Here is a 19,395-nt window from a genome sequence, read left to right on the forward strand (position 1 = left end):
ATAAACAGGCGAATTGATTGCTATTTTTCAGCTGGGCAAACTATGATTTTTATTTTTTGATTTATCTTGGCTATTTTGGGCTGGATGATGTTATTTTGTTGGTATAACATTCGCCGCCTTGTTGTAGAAAAGCGGTTCCATCATGATTGATTTATCTGTACTTCCTGTTTATCTCACCGCAGTAGTGGCTTTGTTGCTGTTACCAGGGCCCGATATGTTGCTGATAGCGAGTTCTAGTATGAGTTACGGTAAGAAGGTCGGTCTTTTTGCTAGCTTAGGCAATGCGACGTCTGGTGTTATTCTTACTTTGCTTGCTGCGATGGGCGTATCTACCTTGATTGCCATGAGCCCAATAGCCCTTAAAGTCCTTCATCTATTAGGTGGCGCTTACTTGTTAAAAATGGGTTGGGACTGCTTACGAGCTGAGGCATCTTCGGCTCCAGAGCTTGATGGTCAAAACAAAATGGCATCAACTTATTATCAACGTGCTTTGATGAGTAATTTGCTCAACCCTAAAGCCTTGGTCTTTTTTGTGATGTTTTTGCCGCAGTTTGTCTCAAGCAATATCACGGCATCTTCTGGTGAGCAGATGCTAGCGCTAGGGTTATTGTTGAACGTTCTTGGCTTGTCATTCAATTTATTACTTGTTGGGTTAGCAGGCACATTGGGCAAAGGGCTGCTCGAGAACGAAAAATTCCGCACGTATCAACATAAACTAATGGGGTTAGTGTTTGTTATTCTGGCGTTGTGGATGCTGAGTAGTTTCGCCTTGTAAAGTTATCATATTCCATCAGAAAGCCAGTAATTGCTGGCTTTTTGTTTTAGGATATTGGTGTTTCCTAAGGAGAGGGTATATGAAGCTTGAATTTTGTTTAAATCCAGATCAAACAGACCTTGATTTTGTTCGTGAAGGTATTCGATCTTATAACCGACTGCATTTACCTGAAGGGGAAGTGCATGCTATAGGCTGTTTCGCAAAAGATGAGAATGGCAAGATCATGGGTGGCTTGACTGGCGAAATGTTTAAAAATACGGTGTTTGTTGAGTTTTTGTGGGTAGACGCTGAAAGTCGAACCTCTGGTCTCGGTAGTCAATTAATGTCGATGCTAGAACAAAAAGTAAAGCCTCATGGGGTTACCCATGTTTATTTGGATACCTACAGCTTTCAAGCTCTTGAGTTCTATCTCAAATTGGGTTTTGAGAAAGTGGGGCAGTACTCAGGCTATCCTGCAGAGGGCATCCACAAGTACTTTCTACAAAAGGAAATTGTAGGCTAGGGAAAGCACGGGTTAGCTTGACTTGTTCTAGTGAAAATCAAAAAAGAGGCGCGAATTTGCGCCTCTTGTTGTATCAAATATCTATGTTTCTCTTTGACTTACAAACTTTGCTGGTGCGCGTCGATAAGTTCGTTCATCTTCGCTTCTGCTGCTTGCTGTGCTTGTTCATAGCTCATATCCGCAGGGAAGAGGTTGATGACTTCGTAGTAACATTTTAGTTTTGGCTCAGTACCAGAAGGACGAACAATCACGCGAGATTGATCTTCTAGGTGATAAATCAATACGTCACTTGCTGGTAAGTCAATGGATTCTTCAGAGCCGTCGTCAAACATGCGAACCGATGTTTTAAGATCTTCGGTTACTGCAACTTTTTTACCAGCAATCTCTGTTGGTGGATTGGCTCGGAGTTTGTCGCCGATTGGTGGAGAGTTCGGGTCGAGAGCGATGCTGCGTTGTGCGTTGAAGTAGAAACCGTGCTCGCGGTACAGCTCTTCCAGTTTATCCCACAGTGTTTTGCCTTGCGCTTTAAGCTTGCCTGTTAGCTGTGAAAACGCGACGATTGCAGATAAACCATCTTTATCCCACACCTTGTTACCCACGGTATAACCGAGCGCTTCCTCATAAGCAAACAAGAATGGGTTGGTTTCTGTCTCTTGTTCCATGGCAACGTTAGTAAGCCATTTAAAGCCAGTTAATGTTTGATAGTATTGTGCGCCATGCGCCTTAGCGATGCTGCTCAGCATTCTTGAGGATACGATGGTGTTGCCAACCAAAGCGTTAGGTTGCTGTTCCAGCAAGTAATCGCCAAACAGTGAGCCCACCTGATCACCTGTTAGCATTTGATACTCGCCATCTGGGCGTTTAACTGCCACGGCAAAACGGTCCGCATCTGGATCGTTCGCGCAAGCGATATCGGCATCTACGGACTTACCTAATGCCATCACCATATCCATTGCACCGGCTTCTTCAGGGTTTGGGAAGTTGACGGTTGGGAAGCTTCCATCAGGTTCGCGCTGTTCCTTAACACTTGCCACTTTTTGGAAGCCTGCGTCGGCAAGTAGCGTTTCCGCCATATTCGCGCCAACGCCATGCATTGCGGTGTAAGCAATAGATATATCGGTATTGTTGTCAGGAGTAAGCAGCGCGTTTTCATTCATTGTCTTACGGTAAGTTTGGTAGTAGTCGTCTTCCAACCAAACTAACAAACCGTGCTGTTTTGCATCATCGAGAGACATTAAAGGTAATGGCTTCGTTGTTGCGTCATCAATTTTCGCTGCGATTCCAGAGTCGTGCGGAGGAATAATCTGTGCGCCATTTTCCCAATATACTTTAAAGCCATTGTATTCTGGTGGATTGTGGCTGGCAGTAACAACAACAGCGGCCGCAGCATTCAATGTACGGACACCAAACGCAACAATTGGGGTTGCCGCAACTTCATACGTTAGGTAAACCTTGATACCAAGGGCCGTCAGTACGGATGCGGTATCATGCGCGAATTGTTTTGAATCGGGACGACCGTCGTAGCCAATAACGACACCACGACTCGCGGCATCTTTGACTTGCTCAAGCAAATAGTTCCCTAAACCAGTGGCGGTCTCTTGAATCACCAAGCGGTTCATTCGGTTTGGACCTGCGCCCACTTTGCCACGTAAGCCTGCAGTACCAAAGGCAAGGCGTGAGCCAAAGCGATCAGTAAGTTCTTGTTCATTGTTCGTATCGACGAGGTGTTGTAGCTCTTCACGAGTCTTAGGATCAGGGTCTCGTTCTAGCCATTGCGTAATTAGTGCTGTCATATCAGTCATTCCTTAGTAGGGGGAGCCTACTTTCTTGGACACTTCGTTTGGTAAGTATCTCAATGTTTTCTTTTAAATCAATGTAAATGGTTCTCAATTACATTTCAAAGAGGGCAATCGATAAACCGAATTAATTTTTCTTATCCGCACAAAATTTAATCATATTTAATTTCTTGAAGAACCTTGGAACTATAACTAGCCTTTTAACATAAATATAACAAACCGTGTCGAAATCGTAGTTTTTGTGATTTTTAGTAAAGTTGTTCGATATTTGCATCGGGACGCAAGGAAGCTCGCGTAGGCGTAGCGGCTGAGCAGAGGAGAGATCTTTTGAAAAGATTAACGACTACTCTAGCCTTATCACTGAATGTGATTTTAATCACATTTTCCTCTTTTGGTTGGTCAAAGGAAAATGACTACAACATGACAAAAGGGGTCACAGAGATAAGTGGGCAAGTGTATGAATTACATATGCTGATTTTCTATATCTGCTGTGTAATTGCTTTGATTGTTTTTGGTGTGATGTTCTATTCCATCTTCCGTCATCGCAAGTCAAAAGGAGCAGTTGCCGCACATTTCCATGAAAGTACAAAAGTGGAAATTATTTGGACGGTCATACCCATCATCATTCTTGTCGCTATGGCGATTCCCGCAACAAAAACTCTAGTAGCAATGGAAGACACAAGCCAATCGGATATCACGGTCAAGATCACAGGCTCGCAATGGAAATGGCATTACAGCTATTTTGGCGAAGATGTTGAGTTTTTTAGTTTGCTTGCCACCAGCCAAAAACAAATTGATGGAATCGAAGCTAAAGGCGCACATTACTTACTGGAAGTAGATAACCCTTTGGTGTTGCCTGTGAATCGCAAAGTGCGTTTTTTGATGACTTCTGATGATGTCATTCACTCTTGGTGGGTACCGGACTTTGCCGTCAAGAAAGACACCATTCCAGGTTTTATTAATGAAGCATGGACAAGAATTGATGAGCCAGGCGTATATCGCGGCCAATGTGCGGAGCTATGTGGTCGTGCACACGGATTTATGCCAGTGGTGGTGCATGCGATGGAAGAAGAAAAGTTCGATGAATGGCTAGCGAGTAAGAAAGAAGAACTCGCACTTCAAAAAGCGGCGGCACAAGAAGCGCTCTCTCAAGACTTATCTATGGACGAATTGATGTCGCAAGGCGAATCGATATACACGGCGCGTTGCGCTGTGTGTCATCAGGCAAATGGTGAGGGGATTCCGGGTGCATTTCCCGCGATTAAAGGCAGTCCTATTGCAACCGGAGATGTTACTGAGCACATAGATATTATTGTCAACGGTCGCCCGGGCACCGCAATGCAGGCTTTTTCTAATCAGTTAAGTGACAAAGAAATTGGCGCGGTTATCACATATCAACGAAATGCATGGGGCAACGATACTGGCGATACAGTGCAAGCATCCGATGTGAATGCCTTTAAGGCACAAGGCAGTGCTAAGGAGGAAATATGAGTAAGCCAATAGATAAGGCAGTGAAGTCTGCGCCAGCAGAAGCCAGTGCGAACAGTACCATTGCGATTGATGATGGTCACGAGCATCATGCCCCCCAGGGCATCACTCGTTGGTTGTATTCTACAAGTCATAAAGACATAGGCACCCTCTACCTTTGGTTTAGCTTTGCGATGTTTCTAACAGGTGGTGCGATGGCTATGATCATTCGTGCCGAACTGTTCCAGCCAGGGCTACAGCTAGTCGATCCGCAGTTTTTTAATCAAATGACCACGGTACACGGTTTAGTAATGGTATTTGGTGCGGTGATGCCAGCATTTACGGGTCTTGCTAACTGGATGATCCCGATGATGATCGGCGCTCCAGATATGGCGCTACCGCGCATGAACAACTTGAGCTTTTGGATCTTACCTTTTGCATTTCTCATCTTGTTGAGCTCGTTGTTTTTACCTGGCGGCGGTCCTGATTTTGGTTGGACGTTTTATGCTCCGCTGTCCACGACTTATGGCCCGGATAGCACAGCGCTGTTTGTATTCTCTGTGCATATCATGGGTATCAGCTCCATTATGGGCGCGATTAACGTTATCGTGACGATCGTAAATATGCGAGCTCCGGGAATGACTTGGTTCAAGTTACCAATGTTTGTTTGGACTTGGCTAATCACCGCTTTCTTGTTGATCGCGGTTATGCCGGTACTAGCGGGTGCGGTGACCATGGTTCTTACTGACAAATATTTCGGGACTAGCTTCTTTGACGCAGCTGGTGGTGGTGACCCGGTAATGTTCCAACACATCTTTTGGTTCTTTGGTCACCCAGAAGTGTACATCATGATTTTACCGTCGTTTGGAATCATCTCCGCCATTCTGCCTGCTTTCAGTGGTAAGAAGCTGTTTGGTTATCATTCGATGGTTTACGCGACGTGCAGCATTGCATTGTTATCTTTCCTTGTGTGGGCGCACCACATGTTTACCACGGGGATGCCAGTTTTTGCTGAGCTCTTCTTCATGTATTGCACTATGCTGATTGCGGTACCAACGGGGGTTAAAGTCTTTAACTGGGTTGCCACCATGTGGCGTGGAGCTCTGACATTTGAAACGCCAATGTTGTTTGCCATTGCCTTTATTGTGCTGTTTACCATTGGTGGCTTCTCGGGACTGATGTTGGCGATTGTGCCGGCGGACTTCCAATATCATGACACTTACTTCGTGGTTGCCCATTTCCATTATGTGTTGGTATCTGGTGCGGTATTCTCGATCATGGCAGCGGCATACTACTGGCTACCTAAGTGGACGGGTAATATGTACGACCACAAGCTGAGTTTATGGCATTTCTGGTGCTCAATTATTTCCGTCAATGTCCTGTTTTTCCCAATGCACTTCCTAGGCTTAGCGGGCATGCCAAGACGCATACCGGATTACGCCATTCAGTTTGCTGATGTTAATCAAATAGTATCAATTGGTGGGTTTGCATTTGGGTTGTCACAACTGATCTTCTTATGGTTGGTGATCAAGTGTATTCGTGGCGGGGAAAAGGCTTCTGCAAAACCGTGGGAACGTGCGGAGGGCTTAGAGTGGACAGTGCCAAGCCCTGCGCCACATCATACGTTTACTACACCGCCTAAGATTGACTAGCAAAGAGTGGGGTGAGTGACATGAAACCGAATCCATCAAACAAGAAGCTCACAGTGAAGTTACTTTTGGCGACCCTGTTAATGTTTGGCTTCGGCTATGCACTGGTTCCACTTTATGACGTGATGTGCGACGCATTGGGAATCAATGGAAAGACAAGTGAAGTGGCCGCCATTCAACCGACAGGTATGCAACCGGACATGAGCAGAACTGTTCGCGTGGAGTTTATGGCGCATGTCAGCCCAGATATGCCTTGGGAGTTTAGACCCAAAGTGATTTCGATGGATGTTCACCCAGGTGAAGTCGTACAAACCGAATACCTTGCATTTAATGAAAGCGGGCAGAAGTTGGTGGGGCAAGCCGTTCCTTCTGTTTCTCCCGGGACTGGAGCTGCTTACTTCAATAAGATTGAGTGTTTTTGCTTTAACCAGCAGCCTCTGGATGGTAAACAGCAAGCTCAAATGCCGTTGATTTTTTATATCGAACCGGACTTGCCGGAGTCTATACACACGTTAACGCTGTCTTACACACTCTATAAACTTCCCCCTCCTACAGGCTCTTAGCCACTCAGGGAGAGAGATACAGACCAAGGTTGGTCAGTAAGGAGAGAAACTATGAGTAACAAGCCAGGAACATATTATGTTCCCGCTCAAAGTAGCTGGCCGATCATCGGTGCATTTGCTCTGTTTTTGGTTGCTGTTGGCGCAGGCATGACCGTCCAGGGGACACAAAGTGACGGTGCAGTGGGAACCATTGGTGGCATTGTGCTAGCGGTGGGCTTCTTGTTCTTGCTTTACATGTTGGCTGGTTGGTTTAGTAATGTGATTACTGAATCACTGAGTGGAAAATACAGCTCGCAAATTACTCGTTCTTTTCGCCAAGGAATGAGCTGGTTTATCTTTTCTGAAGTGATGTTTTTTGGTGCCTTTTTTGGTGCCTTGTTCTACGCCAGAATGATTTCTGTGCCTTGGTTAGGTGGGGCAGATAATAACTTCATGACTAACGAAGTCCTGTGGCCAACCTTCGAAGCGATGTGGCCACTCACACTGACGCCGGGAGGAGAAACAACACAAGCTATGCCGTGGCAGGGCATACCCCTTACCAACACTATCTTGCTGCTATTGTCGTCTATTACGCTACATATGGCGCATATAAGCCTTGAACAAGACAAAAGAACGGCACTGATTGTTTGGTTAGAGATAACCATCGTACTTGCTGGCTTTTTCCTATATTACCAAGCGGTTGAGTATGTTCATGCTTATCAAGACATAGGGCTCACGTTGCAGTCCGGTATTTACGGTAACACGTTCTTCATGTTGACGGGATTCCACGGTTTACACGTTTGTCTTGGGACTATCTTCTTAATCGTGCTGCTGTTCAGAATCGCTAAAGATCACTTTTCGCCAAAGAACCATTTTGCCTTTCAAGCGGGCAGCTGGTATTGGCATTTCGTGGATGTGGTTTGGTTATGTCTGTTTGTGTTTGTTTACGTACTTTAGGCTCATTGTGAACTCTTGGTCCGACTAATAAGGGCGAGGGTTTGGCGCTAGCCAACCCGAGCTGAGCGCAATAAGCAGAAGGATGACCACCAAAGCGGAGAACATGACTCGACGGCCTAAGTAATGACTCATGGGTTTGTCTCTTTTTTCAGGATTATCTGGGTCTTCACGAACCATTTCGATAAGCGCTTTTGCGAGGTTGAAGATAATGAAAAGCAGCAAAAGGACAAGCGTCAGTTTGAATAGAAATACGGTGGACATGGCACCTCCGGTTTCATCATTGTTGTTATCAAGACAATTATGGCTATCGAAACGGTTTTGGGTTGCAGTTGGTTTAACTGTGGTTGTGTTTTCTCTTTTGGTCAAACTGGGTTTTTGGCAGTTTGAGAGAGGGCAAGAAAAACAAGCATTGGAACAAGCCATTCTCGCGCGTGCGGATAGTGCGTACCAAGCACTAAGCGTCGTTCTTGAAGACAACGACTGGCGAGAGGAAAGTATCCTCGGGAAAAAAGTGGAAGTTAATGTTGTTCCTCAGGCGTTTCCCGTAATTTTGTTAGATAACCAAACGCATCAAGGCAGTGTGGGATATTTAGCATTTCAGATTGTATTGACGAGCGATGAGCCTAGTGCCTATGCGTTATTGGAGCTTGGTTTTGTCGAGGGAAGAGCAGAACGCTCAGTGTTACCAACGGTCACCAAACTCGATAATTCGACTTTCATCACAGGACGCCTGTACCGAAAATCTACTAATCCACTGAGCTCAGAGTTAATGCCGGAAGTTGGCGATGTTATTCGCGTGCAAAACCTAAACATCGCGCAATTGAATCAGCTACTGAATATTGAACTTATGCCCGCAGTCTTGCAGCCAGACAATTTAACTCGTTGGCCCTATGACTTTCCTTGGAATCCATTGCCACTCAATAGTGCCAAACATTTTGGCTATTCGATTCAATGGTTTTCGATGGCAGGTGTTTTCTTATTACTGACTTTAATTGTTTTTGTTCGTTGGCAAAAAAAGTTGCGTCACATGGAGGTGAAGCATGACATCTAAAGTAACCAAAGGACGACTAATGTTGATTGCGCTGGTTTGTACGTTCGCGCTTCCCGCTGTCATTGCAAAAGTCATTCTTACACAAGGGTGGTATCAAAGCGGAGTGACCAATAGAGGCGAGTTAGTCGAACCATACACGACGTTAGAGCAGCTTGGTCAAGAGTCACCTCTCAAAGACCATGGTTGGCAACTCGCTTATGTATTGCCTAACGAATGCACTGAACAGTGTAAACAGCAGCTTTACCTGCTTCAGCAAAGTCATGTTGCTTTAGGTAAGTATCAAGAGCGAGTAGTGCCAGTCGTTTGGCAGACTGAGCATTCAGATCCCATGGAAGTATCGATGTTAGCGATGCAAATGAATGAATTGGTTACCGCTAAAGTGAAACCTGGGCAAATGTTGATCGTTGATCCTCTTGGGCAACTGGTGATGTCTTACTCGCCGAAACCAAATGAGGACTTAGTCCTATTGAATAAAGGTATGTTGGCGGACTTACGCAAGCTCTTAAAACTGTCACGAGTCGGTTAGAGGAAGTGCATATGAAATTAATTCAGTTGGTTAGATTCAGTTTGCTCCTAACTTTCGTGGTGATCATGTTAGGGGCATATACTCGCCTTTCAGATGCAGGGTTAGGTTGCCCGGACTGGCCTGGTTGTTATGGGCACTTTTCTGTGCCGCATCAAGAAGAAGACGTCATACGTGCTAACCTGAACTTCCCCGAGCGGGCAGTAGAGCATGAGAAAGCATGGCTTGAGATGATTCATCGCTATTTTGCAGGAACGTTAGGTTTAGTCATTTTTGCGATGGCAGCGATATCAATAAGGTCTGAGCGTGTAAATTCAACCATTCCGATGTTGCTCAGCGTATTGGTGATTGGGCAGGCACTTTTGGGAATGTGGACAGTTACTCTTAAATTAATGCCCGTCATCGTGATGCTTCACTTGCTCGGTGGTTTTGTTTTATTGGCGTTACAGGCGATTTTTTACTGCCAATTAAAAGCGCAAAACAATCTCTATTTCTCTCCATCTTCTAGCTCTCTGAGAGGCTTTTCATTGTTGGTTTTTCTGGTTGTTTTGGTGCAAGTGCTCCTTGGAGGATGGACTTCGTCAAATTATGCAGCGCTGATGTGTACCACACTGCCGATTTGTGAGGGAGACTGGATGAGCCATCTCTCATGGAAAGAAGCGTTTTCTTTCTGGCAAACTGGATTCGAGAATTATGAATTTGGTGTCTTGGAGTATCCGGCAAGAATGACTATACACGTCACTCATCGTATAGGCGCTATTGTTACCGCCACCGTGGTATTGGCTTATAGTATTGGGCTTATGAGGCAAGATTCTCATCATTCACAGAGAATCGGAGGGTGGTTGTTATTCACTCTGGTGTGCCAAATTATGCTGGGTGTAAGCAACGTAGTATTTCAACTTCCTATCTATGTCGCGGTGGCGCACAACCTTGGTGCCGCTGTTATGTTGAGTCTCGTTTGTGTTAGCCAGTTTTACTTGTGGCAGGGTAAAACGGCTTGGAATTACACCGCGAAAGGAGTTCGCTATGAGTAAAGAAATCGCGCTGTCGTTAAATGGGCGAAAGCGACTAAGTTCCGTTTATTTGAAGTTAACGAAACCTAAAGTGGTGGCGTTAATGTTGGTGACGGCAGTAGTAGGGATGAGCTTAGCCCCGGTTGATGATTTCCCCTGGTTGCAGGCGGTAGTTGGCCTAACGGGGATTGGTCTGATGGCAGGGTCTGCGGCAGCGTTTAATCATCTAATTGACCGCCGAATTGATGCGAGAATGGCACGTACACACAAACGACCATTGCCATCGGGTGAGACTAAACCATCATCGGTGATAGCCTTCGCTACAGTTTTAGGTGTCTTAGGGTTTGTACTTCTCTATGCGATGGTCAACCCGCTGACGGCATGGTTGACTTTGATGAGTTTGCTCGGCTATGCGATGGTATACACAATGTACCTCAAACGTGCTACGCCCCAAAATATCGTCATTGCAGGGATTGCCGGTGCGATGCCGCCTCTTCTCGGTTGGACTGCTGTAACAGGGCAATTACATGCGAATGCTTGGCTGCTCGTAATGATCATTTTTATCTGGACGCCACCACATTTTTGGGCTCTGGCTATTCATCGTGTCGAGGATTACCGCAAGGTAGATATTCCCATGCTGCCAGTGACACACGGCATTGAGTACACCAAAACTTCTATTCTGTTGTATACGGTGCTATTGACTTTGGTTTGTGTCCTACCGGTTTTGGTTGGTATGGTCGGCGTGGTGTATCTTTTTGCCTCGCTACTACTCAATGCTGGCTTTATGTACCATGCATGGAAGCTAAAATATGCACCAGAGCCAAATACCGCGATGGAGACGTTTAAATTCTCTATCTATCATCTTTTGGCGTTGTTCATTGCATTGCTTTCGGATCACTATATTGGTTTTTAACCTCTCTTAAAACAGAAAACGCCGCGTGGTTCGCGGCGTTTTTGGTTTTGATACTTTGGCTTTAAGACAAAGCTTTCTAGATTTATTGAATTTCTAGCAGTTCAACATCAAAGATCAAAACACTTGCTGGTGGAATTGGGCCAGAGCCACTCTTACCATAGCCAAGCGTGCTTGGTACGAAAAGGCGGATTTTCTCACCTTCTACCATGTATTGTAGACCTTCTTGCCAGCCTTTAATGACTTGGTTAAGACCAAATGAAATAGGCTCACCACGATTAACAGAGCTATCGAATACCGTGCCATCAATCAAGGTGCCGTGGTAGTGTACTTTTACTTTACTTGTTGCCGTTGGGTGAACCTCACCTTCGCCTTTTTCAAGAACCATGTATTGAAGGCCACTTTCTGTTGTGATGACGCCTTCTTTTTTCGCATTTTCTAGTAAGAATGCTTGGCCTTTGGCAAAGTTTTCATCTGCTACTTTATGGTTTGTCCAAGTACGGTAAATGAAAAAGCCCGCCAAAATAAAAATAATAAGAGGAAACAAAAATTTAGACACGTAATCTCCTTGTCTATTTAGGTTGTTTTAGCAAAAAGTTGATGGTTTCTGCCATGGCTTCAACGCTGTCATGACCACCAGTAATTACTTGATATTTTCCGTTTACGATAAAGGCTGGAACGGAGTTAATTTGGCCTCGCGTGGTGATCGCTTCTGCCTTAGTGATGTACTCAAACAGCGCTTTTTGCTGTGCTTCATCTAAATGGTAAGGGCTGATAAGGTTGCGAGACTCAAAGGCTTTCTCAACAGCGATTTGGCGTTCCTCAGCCGTTGCATCGGCACCCATTTGCACAGCAGTAAAAAGATCTGCCATAAACGCTTTATCTGGTGTTGATTCAAGCTGCATTACGGCAGTATAAAAGATGATGGCGCTCACTTGTGCACTTTCATTGAACGTTACATGCATTTTTTCAACGCTTTGATCGGTCAATGATTCAATTTGAGGGACAAACTCTTCCATTGAGCGGCAGTGGCCACAAGTTAAAGAGAATGCTTCAGTCAGGGGAGCTAAATCATATTCTTCAAGGGATACTGGCAAAACTTCGTATTGTTTGCCTTGCTGAGGCTGACTCTTGCCGCTATCGCATGCCGACAAAGCCATTACGGCAACAACAACAGCAAAGCCTTTCGATATGGTTTTTAACATAGTAGTGCTCTAAATGAGAAATTTGCGTTAGTTTATCGGTTAACGATAGTGACTAAAACCATTAAATAACAATAAAGTGAGACCATTGGTAACAGACTTAGCCTGACGTATGGGCTGTAAGGGTAGGGTATTTTAGTGTTGCTTTTTATTTGAGAGATGATTTGGCATTGACTCCAGTGGCATGAACGCTGCATAGACAAACCAATCGGTGGACAAAAGCGCTAAAGATTCGGCGTGTTTTGTCGACACAATGAACAAGAGTTTTTCTACGTTGGTAATGGTATGAAGCATTGGTTTTTAATTGTTTGTGGCATTCTGGCCGGGTGCAGTAGCCTCGATCAAGATATGGTCCCAGGTGGGAACATTTTAGATACAGCTCCTAAATCAAACACTGAGCTGAGACACCCAGAATGGGGATACCCGAGCGCATCCAATGTGGCTTCTTCCCCTCGTTCATATCAAACGGCGAGGGCGTCAGTAAAAAAGTCGCAAAACGTGACCTCTCTGGAAATGTTCCTGAGCAGGCATAACATTCCTCACGAGACGCTCAGTGGTGGTCACCTGATGATACGTTTGAAAGAGCAAGTGCATTTTCAAACGGGCTCTGCACGGTTATCTGCTCAATCTCAAGACTGGATTCGAAACATTGGTCACTATCTGGCGGGAAGAACTGATGTTGATGTCGTGATTGATGGTCATGCGGATAGTACGGGAGCTGAAAGTTTCAACGACACGCTATCTGAAAAGCGAGCTCGTGAAGTAGAAAAACAACTATTGGCGACGAGTATTCCACGTCAACGAGTGTTTTCTAGAGGCTTCGGAGAGTATGTACCGAAGTGCAGCAATGCGACAGCGAGTGGTAAAGCTTGCAATCGGCGCGTAGAGCTAACATTGATCGTGGATGAATAACGCAGACGTTAGGCGGTAATCTTCGTTGTGTTGTTCTCACATACCCGTTATTTGCTTAGTGGAGTTTAAGTTCGGAGTTGAGCAAGAAGACTGAATAAGGAAAGCTCGCACGGCAACATTTAGCTAGAAAAAATAGAAAAGAGGCACCGTTAGGTGCCTCTTTTACATCCGCCAATGTTCATAGGGGGAACTTAGGCAAATTCTTTTTCAACGTAAGCGACGATGTCAGATGACTCGTATAACCACTGTGTTTCGCCATCTTTTTCGATACGAAGGCAAGGGACTTTAACTCGCCCACCACCTTGCTCTAGTTCAGCTCGATGAGTCGGGTTATTTTTTGCATCACGTAGCTCAATGTTCACCGATTGACGCTTCATTGCACGGCGGACCTTTACGCAAAAAGGGCAGGCTTCAAATTGGTAAAGTGCGTATTGTTTCGCTTTTTCATCAATACGTTGCTGTTCTTCTGCGGTGCGCTTAATACCACGAGGTGAGAACACCGCGTTCAGCAATAAGATAACCTTGCCTAAAATCCAACGGATAAACTTCATAATGATCCCTTGATGTTCATTGGGTAATTGTCCTTTAAGAATGCAATCATGATGCTTGTTGCACTGAGCGTGAAGTCTATCAGTTGTTTGAAATGGATAAAACCATGTATTTTATGCGGAAAATAGACGTTTAAACCAACCCCAAAAGCCACTTGCTGAAGCCGGACGGGCTTCTTTACCTTGATAAAAACTTTGCATGAGTTCGGTTCTGAATGCATCAACGTCCATGCGTTTCATGACAAGTTCGTGCTGCAATGTATTTTGAGTCTGCTCGGCATGATCGTGCGCCAAGCTGAAATCCATATTTAAATAGCCTTGCGTGTATAACCAAAGGTGGGTGACTAAGATTAGGTCTTCAGCAGATTGGTTAGTAAACTTATCCGCGTGCTCATTACCCAAGGAGTCAGTCAGAACTTGCTGCATACGCTGGGTAGAGTGAGCATGTTGCTCGTAGTTAGCACTTGCTTCAATATGTGATTTGGTCAAAAGGCCAAGCAGGTGAAGAGTAGGTGCTGTTGTGGGTTTGTTCTCACAAACTTTTGTAAATAGTTGTGACTGTTCTTTTAACCAACGTCGCTTTGCTGCTTTATGTTCTTTAACAAAGGGGATTTCTTCAAATCCCATCTCTTGACTCAGTTCACTAAGAGACGTCATGGTTTTTTAGTTCCTTCACCGTTACTTCGATATGTTGATCATTGATATCAACAAAAATTGAGCTGCCAGTAATCATAACAGAAAGGCTAGTACCTCGGTCAAGATGCTGACAAATCAAGTCGATAGCGTCATAGTCAAAGCTCTCTACGTTGACGGGAAGCATTGAGAACTTTCCTGACATTTTGTCCCACCAGACAGCCGCTTTGGTGTTATAAGTGTAAACTTTTACATGCTTTGCGAGGCGAGAAGCTTTCTTAATTCTGTCTGGTTCTGGTTCGCCAATTTCAATCCAGTGAGTAATGCTTTGATCATCGCCAACATGCCATAAATCAGGCTCTTCAATCGTAGAGAGTCCTTTTGTAAACTCTAGATTGCTTTGAGCATTTAAACAGTAAGCTAGAATGCGAGCCAACATTCGTTGCGGCTTTTCAGAAGGGTGAAGGGCGATAGTTAGATTTTTAGAATCGTAATAGTCATTATTCATATCGGAAATGGCGATACGAAATTTGTAAATGGTTGGTTTAAGAGCCATAGATTTATATCGTTTTGTTGGCAAAATAAGTTTTAGGCAAAAAAATAGCCAGCTTTAAAAGCTGGCTATCGTATCAAATTCTTTAAGAATTAAAGTACTTTGATTTGCTCTGCTTGAGGGCCTTTTTGACCTTGAGAGATAACAAATTCTACTTTCTGGCCTTCAACTAGAGTACGGAAGCCGTCACCAGTGATTGCAGAGAAGTGAGCAAATACGTCAGGACCGTTTTCTTGTTGAATGAAACCGAAGCCTTTAGTTTCGTTGAACCACTTAACTGTGCCAGTAGCTGTGTTAGACATGTCTATTTCCTAAATATCTAAATAATGTAATCTTTCGCCTCAACGGCGCTTATAGCGTGGAAAAATAAATTGCTATTGCGTACCACAGGACGACGGGTTACAAGTAATCCAACGAAATGTGAAAACAAAGAACTTTCTTTCTAGCCGTGTTTGAGTCTAGGTTAATTCCACGAAGAGTCAACATATATTAGTGCTTTATGGACAAATATTTGTATTTAGTCACTATTTAACCAGCATGTTTTTGATTAAATTTCAAATAAATGACGGTGATGTGAAGTTTTTTAGCATAAAATTCAACTAAATCTATAAATTTGACTTATTTACATAATTATTGTCCAATCTGGTTCGACCATTAAGGAGGATTTATGGCAAAGCGTAAAATCAGTCCTCAACCGAGTGGCTCACAACATGAGACCGACTTCGGCAGAGGTGAAATCAAAGACAACGCGTTAAAAGCGGTTGTTACCAGTCAGCTGTTCCAAACACGAGTCGTTAAAGCGAAAAAAGGTAAAGGTAGCTTCAGCCGTAAAATGAAGCATAGAGGCAAAGAGCCCTATTCAAAGTTCTCCCCAAGGTGGATTTTGAATAGGGCTTTTTTATTGGTACTAGGTGTTTGCAAAACTGATGATATTCAATTTTTTAGTACCAGATAAGTTTTCCTAATTTATTATGTACTGCTTCAACTGCTTCAACTGCTTCAACTGCTTCAACTGCTTCAACTGCTTCAACTGCTTCAACTGCTTCAACTGCTTCAGCGAACCAGGCGTTGAAAGTACCAATTAAGTACTAAAACTTACTAAGTTAGATTCATATCAATAAGCGTCACTTCCTGTCTTATGCAACTCTACTATATCTTTAGTCTAATCAAACAGCCGAGATTATGGTTTAAAAAGACTGGTGAGAAGTAGGTATGTCATCGACGAGTTATGGTACTTATGGTTGCAAATGTAAAAAAGCGTGTGCTTCTTTATTACTAGTGTGGCTGTCCATTTGTCCGATGGCGCATGCGCACAAATCAGAGTCTCATTCTTTAATTGTTGCTAACTCCAAAGCGTGGAAGCCGTTCTCTTACCTTAGCCCAGATGGTGAACCTAAAGGTATTTTAATCGACTTTTGGAAAGAGTACGCGGCGAACAACCAAATCGACGTTCAGTTTCTCCTTTTGGATTGGGATGCTTCTTTGCAAGCCGTAAAAGAGGGTAAGGCTGACTTTCACGGAGGACTTGTCTACTCGCCCGAAAGAGCGAAGTATATGGACTTTGGCGCCGTCATAATGCCTATCCAAACCAAATTGTACGTAAATAAAGATGTACTTTCGGTTGATATCAGGAGTGTTTTAACTGGAGAAATGACGCTGCCAATTGGCGTTGTTAAAGGAAGTTACGAGTCTGAGTTTGTTCAGACGAATTACCCGAATGTACCTATCGCAGAATACATTAACAATGATTCGATGATACAAGCCGCCGTCGATAAAAAGGTGCTGTACTTCGTTGCAGACCTGCAAGTTGCTAACTTTTATATGGCAACCACGCCGGGAGCGGGTATGTTTGTCCCGACAATTAGCTTATATAGTAAAGATCTTCGGATTGCAGCAGGAATGCACAGTGCAACTTCCATTTTAGAGGTATCACGAGCGTTTGAAAAAGTCATCGATACGGATCGTGAGCGGATCCTCACCCGTTGGAGTGTGGTGAAAACGGTTTATCCACTTTATCTTTTCCCTATTGCTATTTTCATTATGGCGGTCGCAACGCTTTATCATATTTTTGCTCTCAAACGTATGGTTGCTCTTCGGACAAGGCAATTAACGATTGCCAATCAGCAATTGCTGGAGATGACGTTGACGGATTCTCTCACAAAGCTATACAACCGTAGACACCTGATTGAGCAATTGGCGCTACTGAATCATTTGAAGCGAAACTTAACGGTGATGGTGTTTGATATTGATGATTTTAAATCAATCAATGATCGATATGGCCACCTTGCTGGAGACCGAGCAATAGTTGCCATCGCAGAAGCCGCTAAGTCGATGACTGATGACCGAATGACATTGGCGAGAATTGGAGGAGAAGAGTTCGCACTTGTTACGTCTTCTCTGTCAGAGCGAGAAGCGCTCAATTTTGCCAATATGCTTTGTAAAGCCGTTTACGATCAGCCTGTTATACTGGGCGGACAAGCAATTCATTTGAGTATCAGTTTGGGCTGTGCTTACTATCCTGAGTTTACCCACATCGTGAGCTTGCAAGATGCTGACGAGTTGATGTATCAAGGTAAGTCTGAAGGAAAGAATCGTGCAGTTTTCCAAGTTATAACAGACTGTCAGCTTCAACCTGCGCTTCGTCAAGTGAATTAGGTCTCGCTAATTCAACTGATACTTCAAACCATCCTCAAGCCTCAAAGGTTTAGTCAGAGTAACGTGGTAAGCGTTGACGATTACGTTGCGTTGTTTTCTTTGAGGCCAATTTGCGTACAAATATTCGCACTTTCATATATATAACCCCCGCCTGCTCACGTTTTTATCATAGAAGCAGTAATTGTTTTAAAGTGATAAGTGATTTCTTGGTAAAGATCAGAACCCCTGTCTACACTCAGTGTAAAGTAATGCATATAAAGCATGATGCATACAGTGTTGTACAAAAACAATTAAAGAAGATAAGAAATAAGTTGGCTTGAGAAGGACGGGGAATGAACAACGAATGCTTTGCTAGGTTCCGAGCTGTCACGGATGAACTGTCAATGAAAGAATCGTTGTCAGTTGGGAAAGACCCTTATGCTCACTATCTCAAAGATATTGTGGGCATTGATTTGTTGTCTCGTGAAGAGGAGTTGCATTACGCCAAACTTAATCGAGCTGGTGATGAAGAAGCGCGCGAAATGTTGATTGAGTCTAATCTTCGACTTGTTGTGAAAATCGCAAAAGGTTACCTCAAACGGCCAGGCAATAACTTTACTCTGCTCGATTTGATAGAAGAAGGTAACATTGGTTTGATAAAAGCGGTCGATAAGTTCGATCCTGAGCCAGGCTACCGTTTTTCTACTTATGCGGTATGGTGGATTCGCGAGAATATAGAAGCGGCATTAATGAACAATGGCCGCACAGTACGTTTACCTGCTCATGTGTGCAAAGAGATAAATAGCCTGGCTTTAAAAAAGCTCGATGCGTCAAAAAGTGAGAGCAAGGAGTTGTCTATTTCTGAACTCTCACGCTGCTCAGGGGTGAAAGCAGAGCGTATAGATGAACTTGTTGCTCTTAGTGGTTTTATTGATGTATCTACCACTGCGGACCTACATCGTGTTCCATTTGTTCTTGAACTGTGTGAAAGTGAGTATACGCCAGATCCACAACAAGACTGTGAAAACCAGTGCTTTACTCAAGCTATTGAAAATATTATTAAAACCTTGCCAACTAAGTTGCAGAAAGTCTTAATCCATCGATTCGGATTATTTGACCAGAGAGTGAAAACCTTGTCGGAAATAGGCCTGTTGTTAAACGTGTCTAACGAGCGTGTTCGTCAGATGCAGATAGAGGCGGTTGAACGCGTGCAGAAACGTCTCCGATTCGATGGTTGGGTTTAAGATTTTTAGCCCCTTATCCTAGCCGATTAATTTACTGGCTTGCTACTCTGTTCTTCCGTAAGTAACAGCAGCTCAAGCTGTGCTTTAGCTGCTGCCTCCAATCTCCATACACTCAATAATCGGTTAAGTGCTGCGCGATAAGCACGACTTTTGAGTAAAAAAGCGAGCGTACTTGTGTAGTTGTTTACGACTTGCGCTTGTGTCTCGACTAATGCGGTTTTGTTTTCGATGTCGATGTGTTGAAGGTTAAAGTCAGGAAGAAACGCACACTCATACCATACCTCTACAATTTCACGAATTTCGAGTTCTTCTTCAGGCACGTCGAAGTCTTGTAACTGGTAGTTTTCTGGTATCGTTGATAAATAAACCACATCCAATTTGTCTGCAACAAATGTATACATCGGATTCCTTAGTGTACGCGCTTACAGAGTAAATAGTCTCATCGTTTACATTTTTGTCAATGACCGTGCTCAAGTATGAATGA

The 19,395-nt window shown here is 44.0% G+C and carries 23 protein-coding genes; 14 read left to right on the forward strand and 9 right to left on the reverse strand.

All coding sequences use genetic code 11. The features are described 5' to 3' along the window. Positions 1-142 precede the first annotated feature (142 nt). The gene (locus tag IQP38_RS01385; protein ID WP_005375522.1) at positions 143-775 is read left to right on the forward strand and encodes a LysE family translocator; all 633 of its coding nucleotides are present in this window, start codon (positions 143-145) and stop codon (positions 773-775) included. Positions 776-854: 79 nt separating this feature from the next. Continuing rightward, entirely contained in the window at positions 855-1,277 is a 423-nt protein-coding gene (locus IQP38_RS01390) for a GNAT family N-acetyltransferase (protein ID WP_054701313.1), read from the forward strand. A 98-nt stretch (positions 1,278-1,375) separates the two neighbouring features. On the opposite strand, the gene IQP38_RS01395 is transcribed toward IQP38_RS01390, so the two are convergent. Next, positions 1,376-3,070, reverse strand: a complete 1,695-nt coding sequence (locus IQP38_RS01395) for a phospho-sugar mutase (protein ID WP_171344123.1) — start codon at positions 3,068-3,070, stop codon at positions 1,376-1,378. Between the two features lie 330 nt (positions 3,071-3,400). Here IQP38_RS01395 and coxB point away from each other — a divergent pair, with 330 nt between their 5' ends. From coxB to IQP38_RS01415, 4 genes are read left to right on the forward strand one after another with little or no spacing between them, the layout of a single operon-like run. Next, positions 3,401-4,564, forward strand: a complete 1,164-nt coding sequence (gene coxB / locus IQP38_RS01400) for a cytochrome c oxidase subunit II (protein WP_005385208.1) — start codon at positions 3,401-3,403, stop codon at positions 4,562-4,564. Continuing rightward, complete coding sequence (gene ctaD, locus IQP38_RS01405) at positions 4,561-6,192, forward strand: cytochrome c oxidase subunit I (protein ID WP_005375510.1); 1,632 nt, start codon at positions 4,561-4,563, stop codon at positions 6,190-6,192. Before coxB ends, ctaD begins: the two co-directional genes overlap by 4 nt. A 20-nt stretch (positions 6,193-6,212) precedes the next feature. Then, positions 6,213-6,752, forward strand: coding sequence for a cytochrome c oxidase assembly protein (locus IQP38_RS01410; RefSeq protein ID WP_005385211.1), 540 nt, complete (start codon positions 6,213-6,215; stop codon positions 6,750-6,752). A gap of 51 nt (positions 6,753-6,803) precedes the next feature. Continuing rightward, positions 6,804-7,688, forward strand: a complete 885-nt coding sequence (locus IQP38_RS01415; protein ID WP_005385214.1) for a cytochrome c oxidase subunit 3 — start codon at positions 6,804-6,806, stop codon at positions 7,686-7,688. A 24-nt stretch (positions 7,689-7,712) separates the two neighbouring features. Here IQP38_RS01415 and IQP38_RS01420 read toward each other — a convergent pair whose 3' ends face one another. Next, positions 7,713-7,949, reverse strand: coding sequence for a DUF2909 family protein (locus tag IQP38_RS01420; protein ID WP_005391169.1), 237 nt, complete (start codon positions 7,947-7,949; stop codon positions 7,713-7,715). On the opposite strand from IQP38_RS01420, the gene IQP38_RS01425 reads away from it, so the two are divergent. The 4 genes from IQP38_RS01425 to cyoE are packed head-to-tail and all read left to right on the forward strand — an operon-like array spanning position 7,948 to position 11,188. Continuing rightward, the gene (locus IQP38_RS01425) at positions 7,948-8,739 is read left to right on the forward strand and encodes an SURF1 family protein (RefSeq protein WP_085569294.1); all 792 of its coding nucleotides are present in this window, start codon (positions 7,948-7,950) and stop codon (positions 8,737-8,739) included. The two genes, IQP38_RS01420 and IQP38_RS01425, sit on opposite strands and share 2 nt — an antisense overlap. Continuing rightward, the gene (locus tag IQP38_RS01430; protein WP_017635864.1) at positions 8,729-9,265 is read left to right on the forward strand and encodes a hypothetical protein; all 537 of its coding nucleotides are present in this window, start codon (positions 8,729-8,731) and stop codon (positions 9,263-9,265) included. The genes IQP38_RS01425 and IQP38_RS01430 overlap by 11 nt, the downstream gene beginning before the upstream one ends. Positions 9,266-9,276: 11 nt before the next feature. Beyond that, a complete protein-coding gene (locus tag IQP38_RS01435) occupies positions 9,277-10,296 on the forward strand; it encodes a COX15/CtaA family protein (RefSeq protein WP_193837219.1) in 1,020 nt (339 codons plus the stop codon). Further along, positions 10,289-11,188 carry a heme o synthase gene (cyoE, locus tag IQP38_RS01440; RefSeq protein ID WP_005385222.1) on the forward strand — a complete coding sequence of 300 codons (900 nt, stop codon included), beginning with the start codon at positions 10,289-10,291 and terminating at the stop codon, positions 11,186-11,188. Before IQP38_RS01435 ends, cyoE begins: the two co-directional genes overlap by 8 nt. Before the next feature lie 82 nt (positions 11,189-11,270). Here the strand turns inward: cyoE and IQP38_RS01445 are convergent, their stop codons facing one another. After that, positions 11,271-11,744, reverse strand: a complete 474-nt coding sequence (locus tag IQP38_RS01445; protein WP_005375638.1) for an FKBP-type peptidyl-prolyl cis-trans isomerase — start codon at positions 11,742-11,744, stop codon at positions 11,271-11,273. A gap of 13 nt (positions 11,745-11,757) precedes the next feature. After that, positions 11,758-12,390 (reverse strand): thiol:disulfide interchange protein DsbA/DsbL, encoded by a 633-nt coding sequence (locus IQP38_RS01450; protein WP_042521488.1) that lies wholly within the window; start codon positions 12,388-12,390, stop codon positions 11,758-11,760. 282 nt (positions 12,391-12,672) lie between these two features. Here IQP38_RS01450 and IQP38_RS01455 point away from each other — a divergent pair, with 282 nt between their 5' ends. Further along, positions 12,673-13,299 (forward strand): OmpA family protein, encoded by a 627-nt coding sequence (locus IQP38_RS01455; RefSeq protein WP_025768460.1) that lies wholly within the window; start codon positions 12,673-12,675, stop codon positions 13,297-13,299. Between the two features lie 191 nt (positions 13,300-13,490). Here IQP38_RS01455 and IQP38_RS01460 read toward each other — a convergent pair whose 3' ends face one another. From IQP38_RS01460 to IQP38_RS01475, 4 genes are all read right to left on the reverse strand, one after another. Beyond that, entirely contained in the window at positions 13,491-13,850 is a 360-nt protein-coding gene (locus IQP38_RS01460; protein WP_005375631.1) for a glutaredoxin family protein, read from the reverse strand. A gap of 111 nt (positions 13,851-13,961) precedes the next feature. Next, positions 13,962-14,504: a hypothetical protein gene (locus IQP38_RS01465; RefSeq protein ID WP_017635869.1), complete on the reverse strand. Its 543-nt coding sequence runs from the start codon at positions 14,502-14,504 to the stop codon at positions 13,962-13,964. Next, positions 14,491-15,036: a YaeQ family protein gene (locus IQP38_RS01470; RefSeq protein WP_005375627.1), complete on the reverse strand. Its 546-nt coding sequence runs from the start codon at positions 15,034-15,036 to the stop codon at positions 14,491-14,493. Before IQP38_RS01470 ends, IQP38_RS01465 begins: the two co-directional genes overlap by 14 nt. An 89-nt stretch (positions 15,037-15,125) precedes the next feature. Next, positions 15,126-15,335 carry a cold-shock protein gene (locus tag IQP38_RS01475; RefSeq protein ID WP_005375625.1) on the reverse strand — a complete coding sequence of 70 codons (210 nt, stop codon included), beginning with the start codon at positions 15,333-15,335 and terminating at the stop codon, positions 15,126-15,128. 365 nt (positions 15,336-15,700) lie between these two features. On the opposite strand from IQP38_RS01475, the gene IQP38_RS01480 reads away from it, so the two are divergent. The 3 genes from IQP38_RS01480 to IQP38_RS01490 all read left to right on the forward strand — a co-directional run bounded on the left by IQP38_RS01480 (position 15,701) and on the right by IQP38_RS01490 (position 18,911). Next, positions 15,701-15,988 carry an alternative ribosome-rescue factor A gene (locus tag IQP38_RS01480; protein ID WP_017821594.1) on the forward strand — a complete coding sequence of 96 codons (288 nt, stop codon included), beginning with the start codon at positions 15,701-15,703 and terminating at the stop codon, positions 15,986-15,988. A gap of 257 nt (positions 15,989-16,245) precedes the next feature. Continuing rightward, entirely contained in the window at positions 16,246-17,688 is a 1,443-nt protein-coding gene (locus IQP38_RS01485; protein WP_149191584.1) for a diguanylate cyclase domain-containing protein, read from the forward strand. A gap of 332 nt (positions 17,689-18,020) precedes the next feature. Beyond that, positions 18,021-18,911: a sigma-70 family RNA polymerase sigma factor gene (locus IQP38_RS01490; RefSeq protein WP_017635872.1), complete on the forward strand. Its 891-nt coding sequence runs from the start codon at positions 18,021-18,023 to the stop codon at positions 18,909-18,911. 26 nt (positions 18,912-18,937) lie between these two features. On the opposite strand, the gene IQP38_RS01495 is transcribed toward IQP38_RS01490, so the two are convergent. After that, complete coding sequence (locus IQP38_RS01495) at positions 18,938-19,312, reverse strand: hypothetical protein (RefSeq protein WP_025768457.1); 375 nt, start codon at positions 19,310-19,312, stop codon at positions 18,938-18,940. Between the last annotated feature and the right edge of the window lie 83 nt (positions 19,313-19,395).

The organism is Vibrio sp. OPT41 (assembly GCF_015163595.1).
Lineage (GTDB): Bacteria > Pseudomonadota > Gammaproteobacteria > Enterobacterales > Vibrionaceae > Vibrio > Vibrio alginolyticus.

What these genes read in the sequence shown, in the direction of transcription:
- IQP38_RS01410 (WP_005385211.1), top strand. Translation starts at nt 6,213, where the DNA reads ATGAAACCGAATCCATCAAACAAGAAGCTCACAGTGAAGTTACTTTTG.
- IQP38_RS01460 (WP_005375631.1), bottom strand. Translation starts at nt 13,850, where the DNA reads ATGAAGTTTATCCGTTGGATTTTAGGCAAGGTTATCTTATTGCTGAAC.
- IQP38_RS01450 (WP_042521488.1), bottom strand. Translation starts at nt 12,390, where the DNA reads ATGTTAAAAACCATATCGAAAGGCTTTGCTGTTGTTGTTGCCGTAATG.
- IQP38_RS01435 (WP_193837219.1), top strand. Translation starts at nt 9,277, where the DNA reads ATGAAATTAATTCAGTTGGTTAGATTCAGTTTGCTCCTAACTTTCGTG.
- cyoE (WP_005385222.1), top strand. Translation starts at nt 10,289, where the DNA reads ATGAGTAAAGAAATCGCGCTGTCGTTAAATGGGCGAAAGCGACTAAGT.
- IQP38_RS01395 (WP_171344123.1), bottom strand. Translation starts at nt 3,070, where the DNA reads ATGACAGCACTAATTACGCAATGGCTAGAACGAGACCCTGATCCTAAG.
- IQP38_RS01495 (WP_025768457.1), bottom strand. Translation starts at nt 19,312, where the DNA reads ATGTATACATTTGTTGCAGACAAATTGGATGTGGTTTATTTATCAACG.
- IQP38_RS01455 (WP_025768460.1), top strand. Translation starts at nt 12,673, where the DNA reads ATGAAGCATTGGTTTTTAATTGTTTGTGGCATTCTGGCCGGGTGCAGT.
- IQP38_RS01390 (WP_054701313.1), top strand. Translation starts at nt 855, where the DNA reads ATGAAGCTTGAATTTTGTTTAAATCCAGATCAAACAGACCTTGATTTT.
- IQP38_RS01470 (WP_005375627.1), bottom strand. Translation starts at nt 15,036, where the DNA reads ATGGCTCTTAAACCAACCATTTACAAATTTCGTATCGCCATTTCCGAT.
- IQP38_RS01480 (WP_017821594.1), top strand. Translation starts at nt 15,701, where the DNA reads ATGGCAAAGCGTAAAATCAGTCCTCAACCGAGTGGCTCACAACATGAG.
- IQP38_RS01485 (WP_149191584.1), top strand. Translation starts at nt 16,246, where the DNA reads ATGTCATCGACGAGTTATGGTACTTATGGTTGCAAATGTAAAAAAGCG.
- IQP38_RS01415 (WP_005385214.1), top strand. Translation starts at nt 6,804, where the DNA reads ATGAGTAACAAGCCAGGAACATATTATGTTCCCGCTCAAAGTAGCTGG.
- IQP38_RS01465 (WP_017635869.1), bottom strand. Translation starts at nt 14,504, where the DNA reads ATGACGTCTCTTAGTGAACTGAGTCAAGAGATGGGATTTGAAGAAATC.
- IQP38_RS01490 (WP_017635872.1), top strand. Translation starts at nt 18,021, where the DNA reads ATGAACAACGAATGCTTTGCTAGGTTCCGAGCTGTCACGGATGAACTG.
- ctaD (WP_005375510.1), top strand. Translation starts at nt 4,561, where the DNA reads ATGAGTAAGCCAATAGATAAGGCAGTGAAGTCTGCGCCAGCAGAAGCC.
- IQP38_RS01385 (WP_005375522.1), top strand. Translation starts at nt 143, where the DNA reads ATGATTGATTTATCTGTACTTCCTGTTTATCTCACCGCAGTAGTGGCT.
- IQP38_RS01420 (WP_005391169.1), bottom strand. Translation starts at nt 7,949, where the DNA reads ATGTCCACCGTATTTCTATTCAAACTGACGCTTGTCCTTTTGCTGCTT.
- IQP38_RS01425 (WP_085569294.1), top strand. Translation starts at nt 7,948, where the DNA reads ATGGCACCTCCGGTTTCATCATTGTTGTTATCAAGACAATTATGGCTA.
- IQP38_RS01430 (WP_017635864.1), top strand. Translation starts at nt 8,729, where the DNA reads ATGACATCTAAAGTAACCAAAGGACGACTAATGTTGATTGCGCTGGTT.
- IQP38_RS01475 (WP_005375625.1), bottom strand. Translation starts at nt 15,335, where the DNA reads ATGTCTAACACAGCTACTGGCACAGTTAAGTGGTTCAACGAAACTAAA.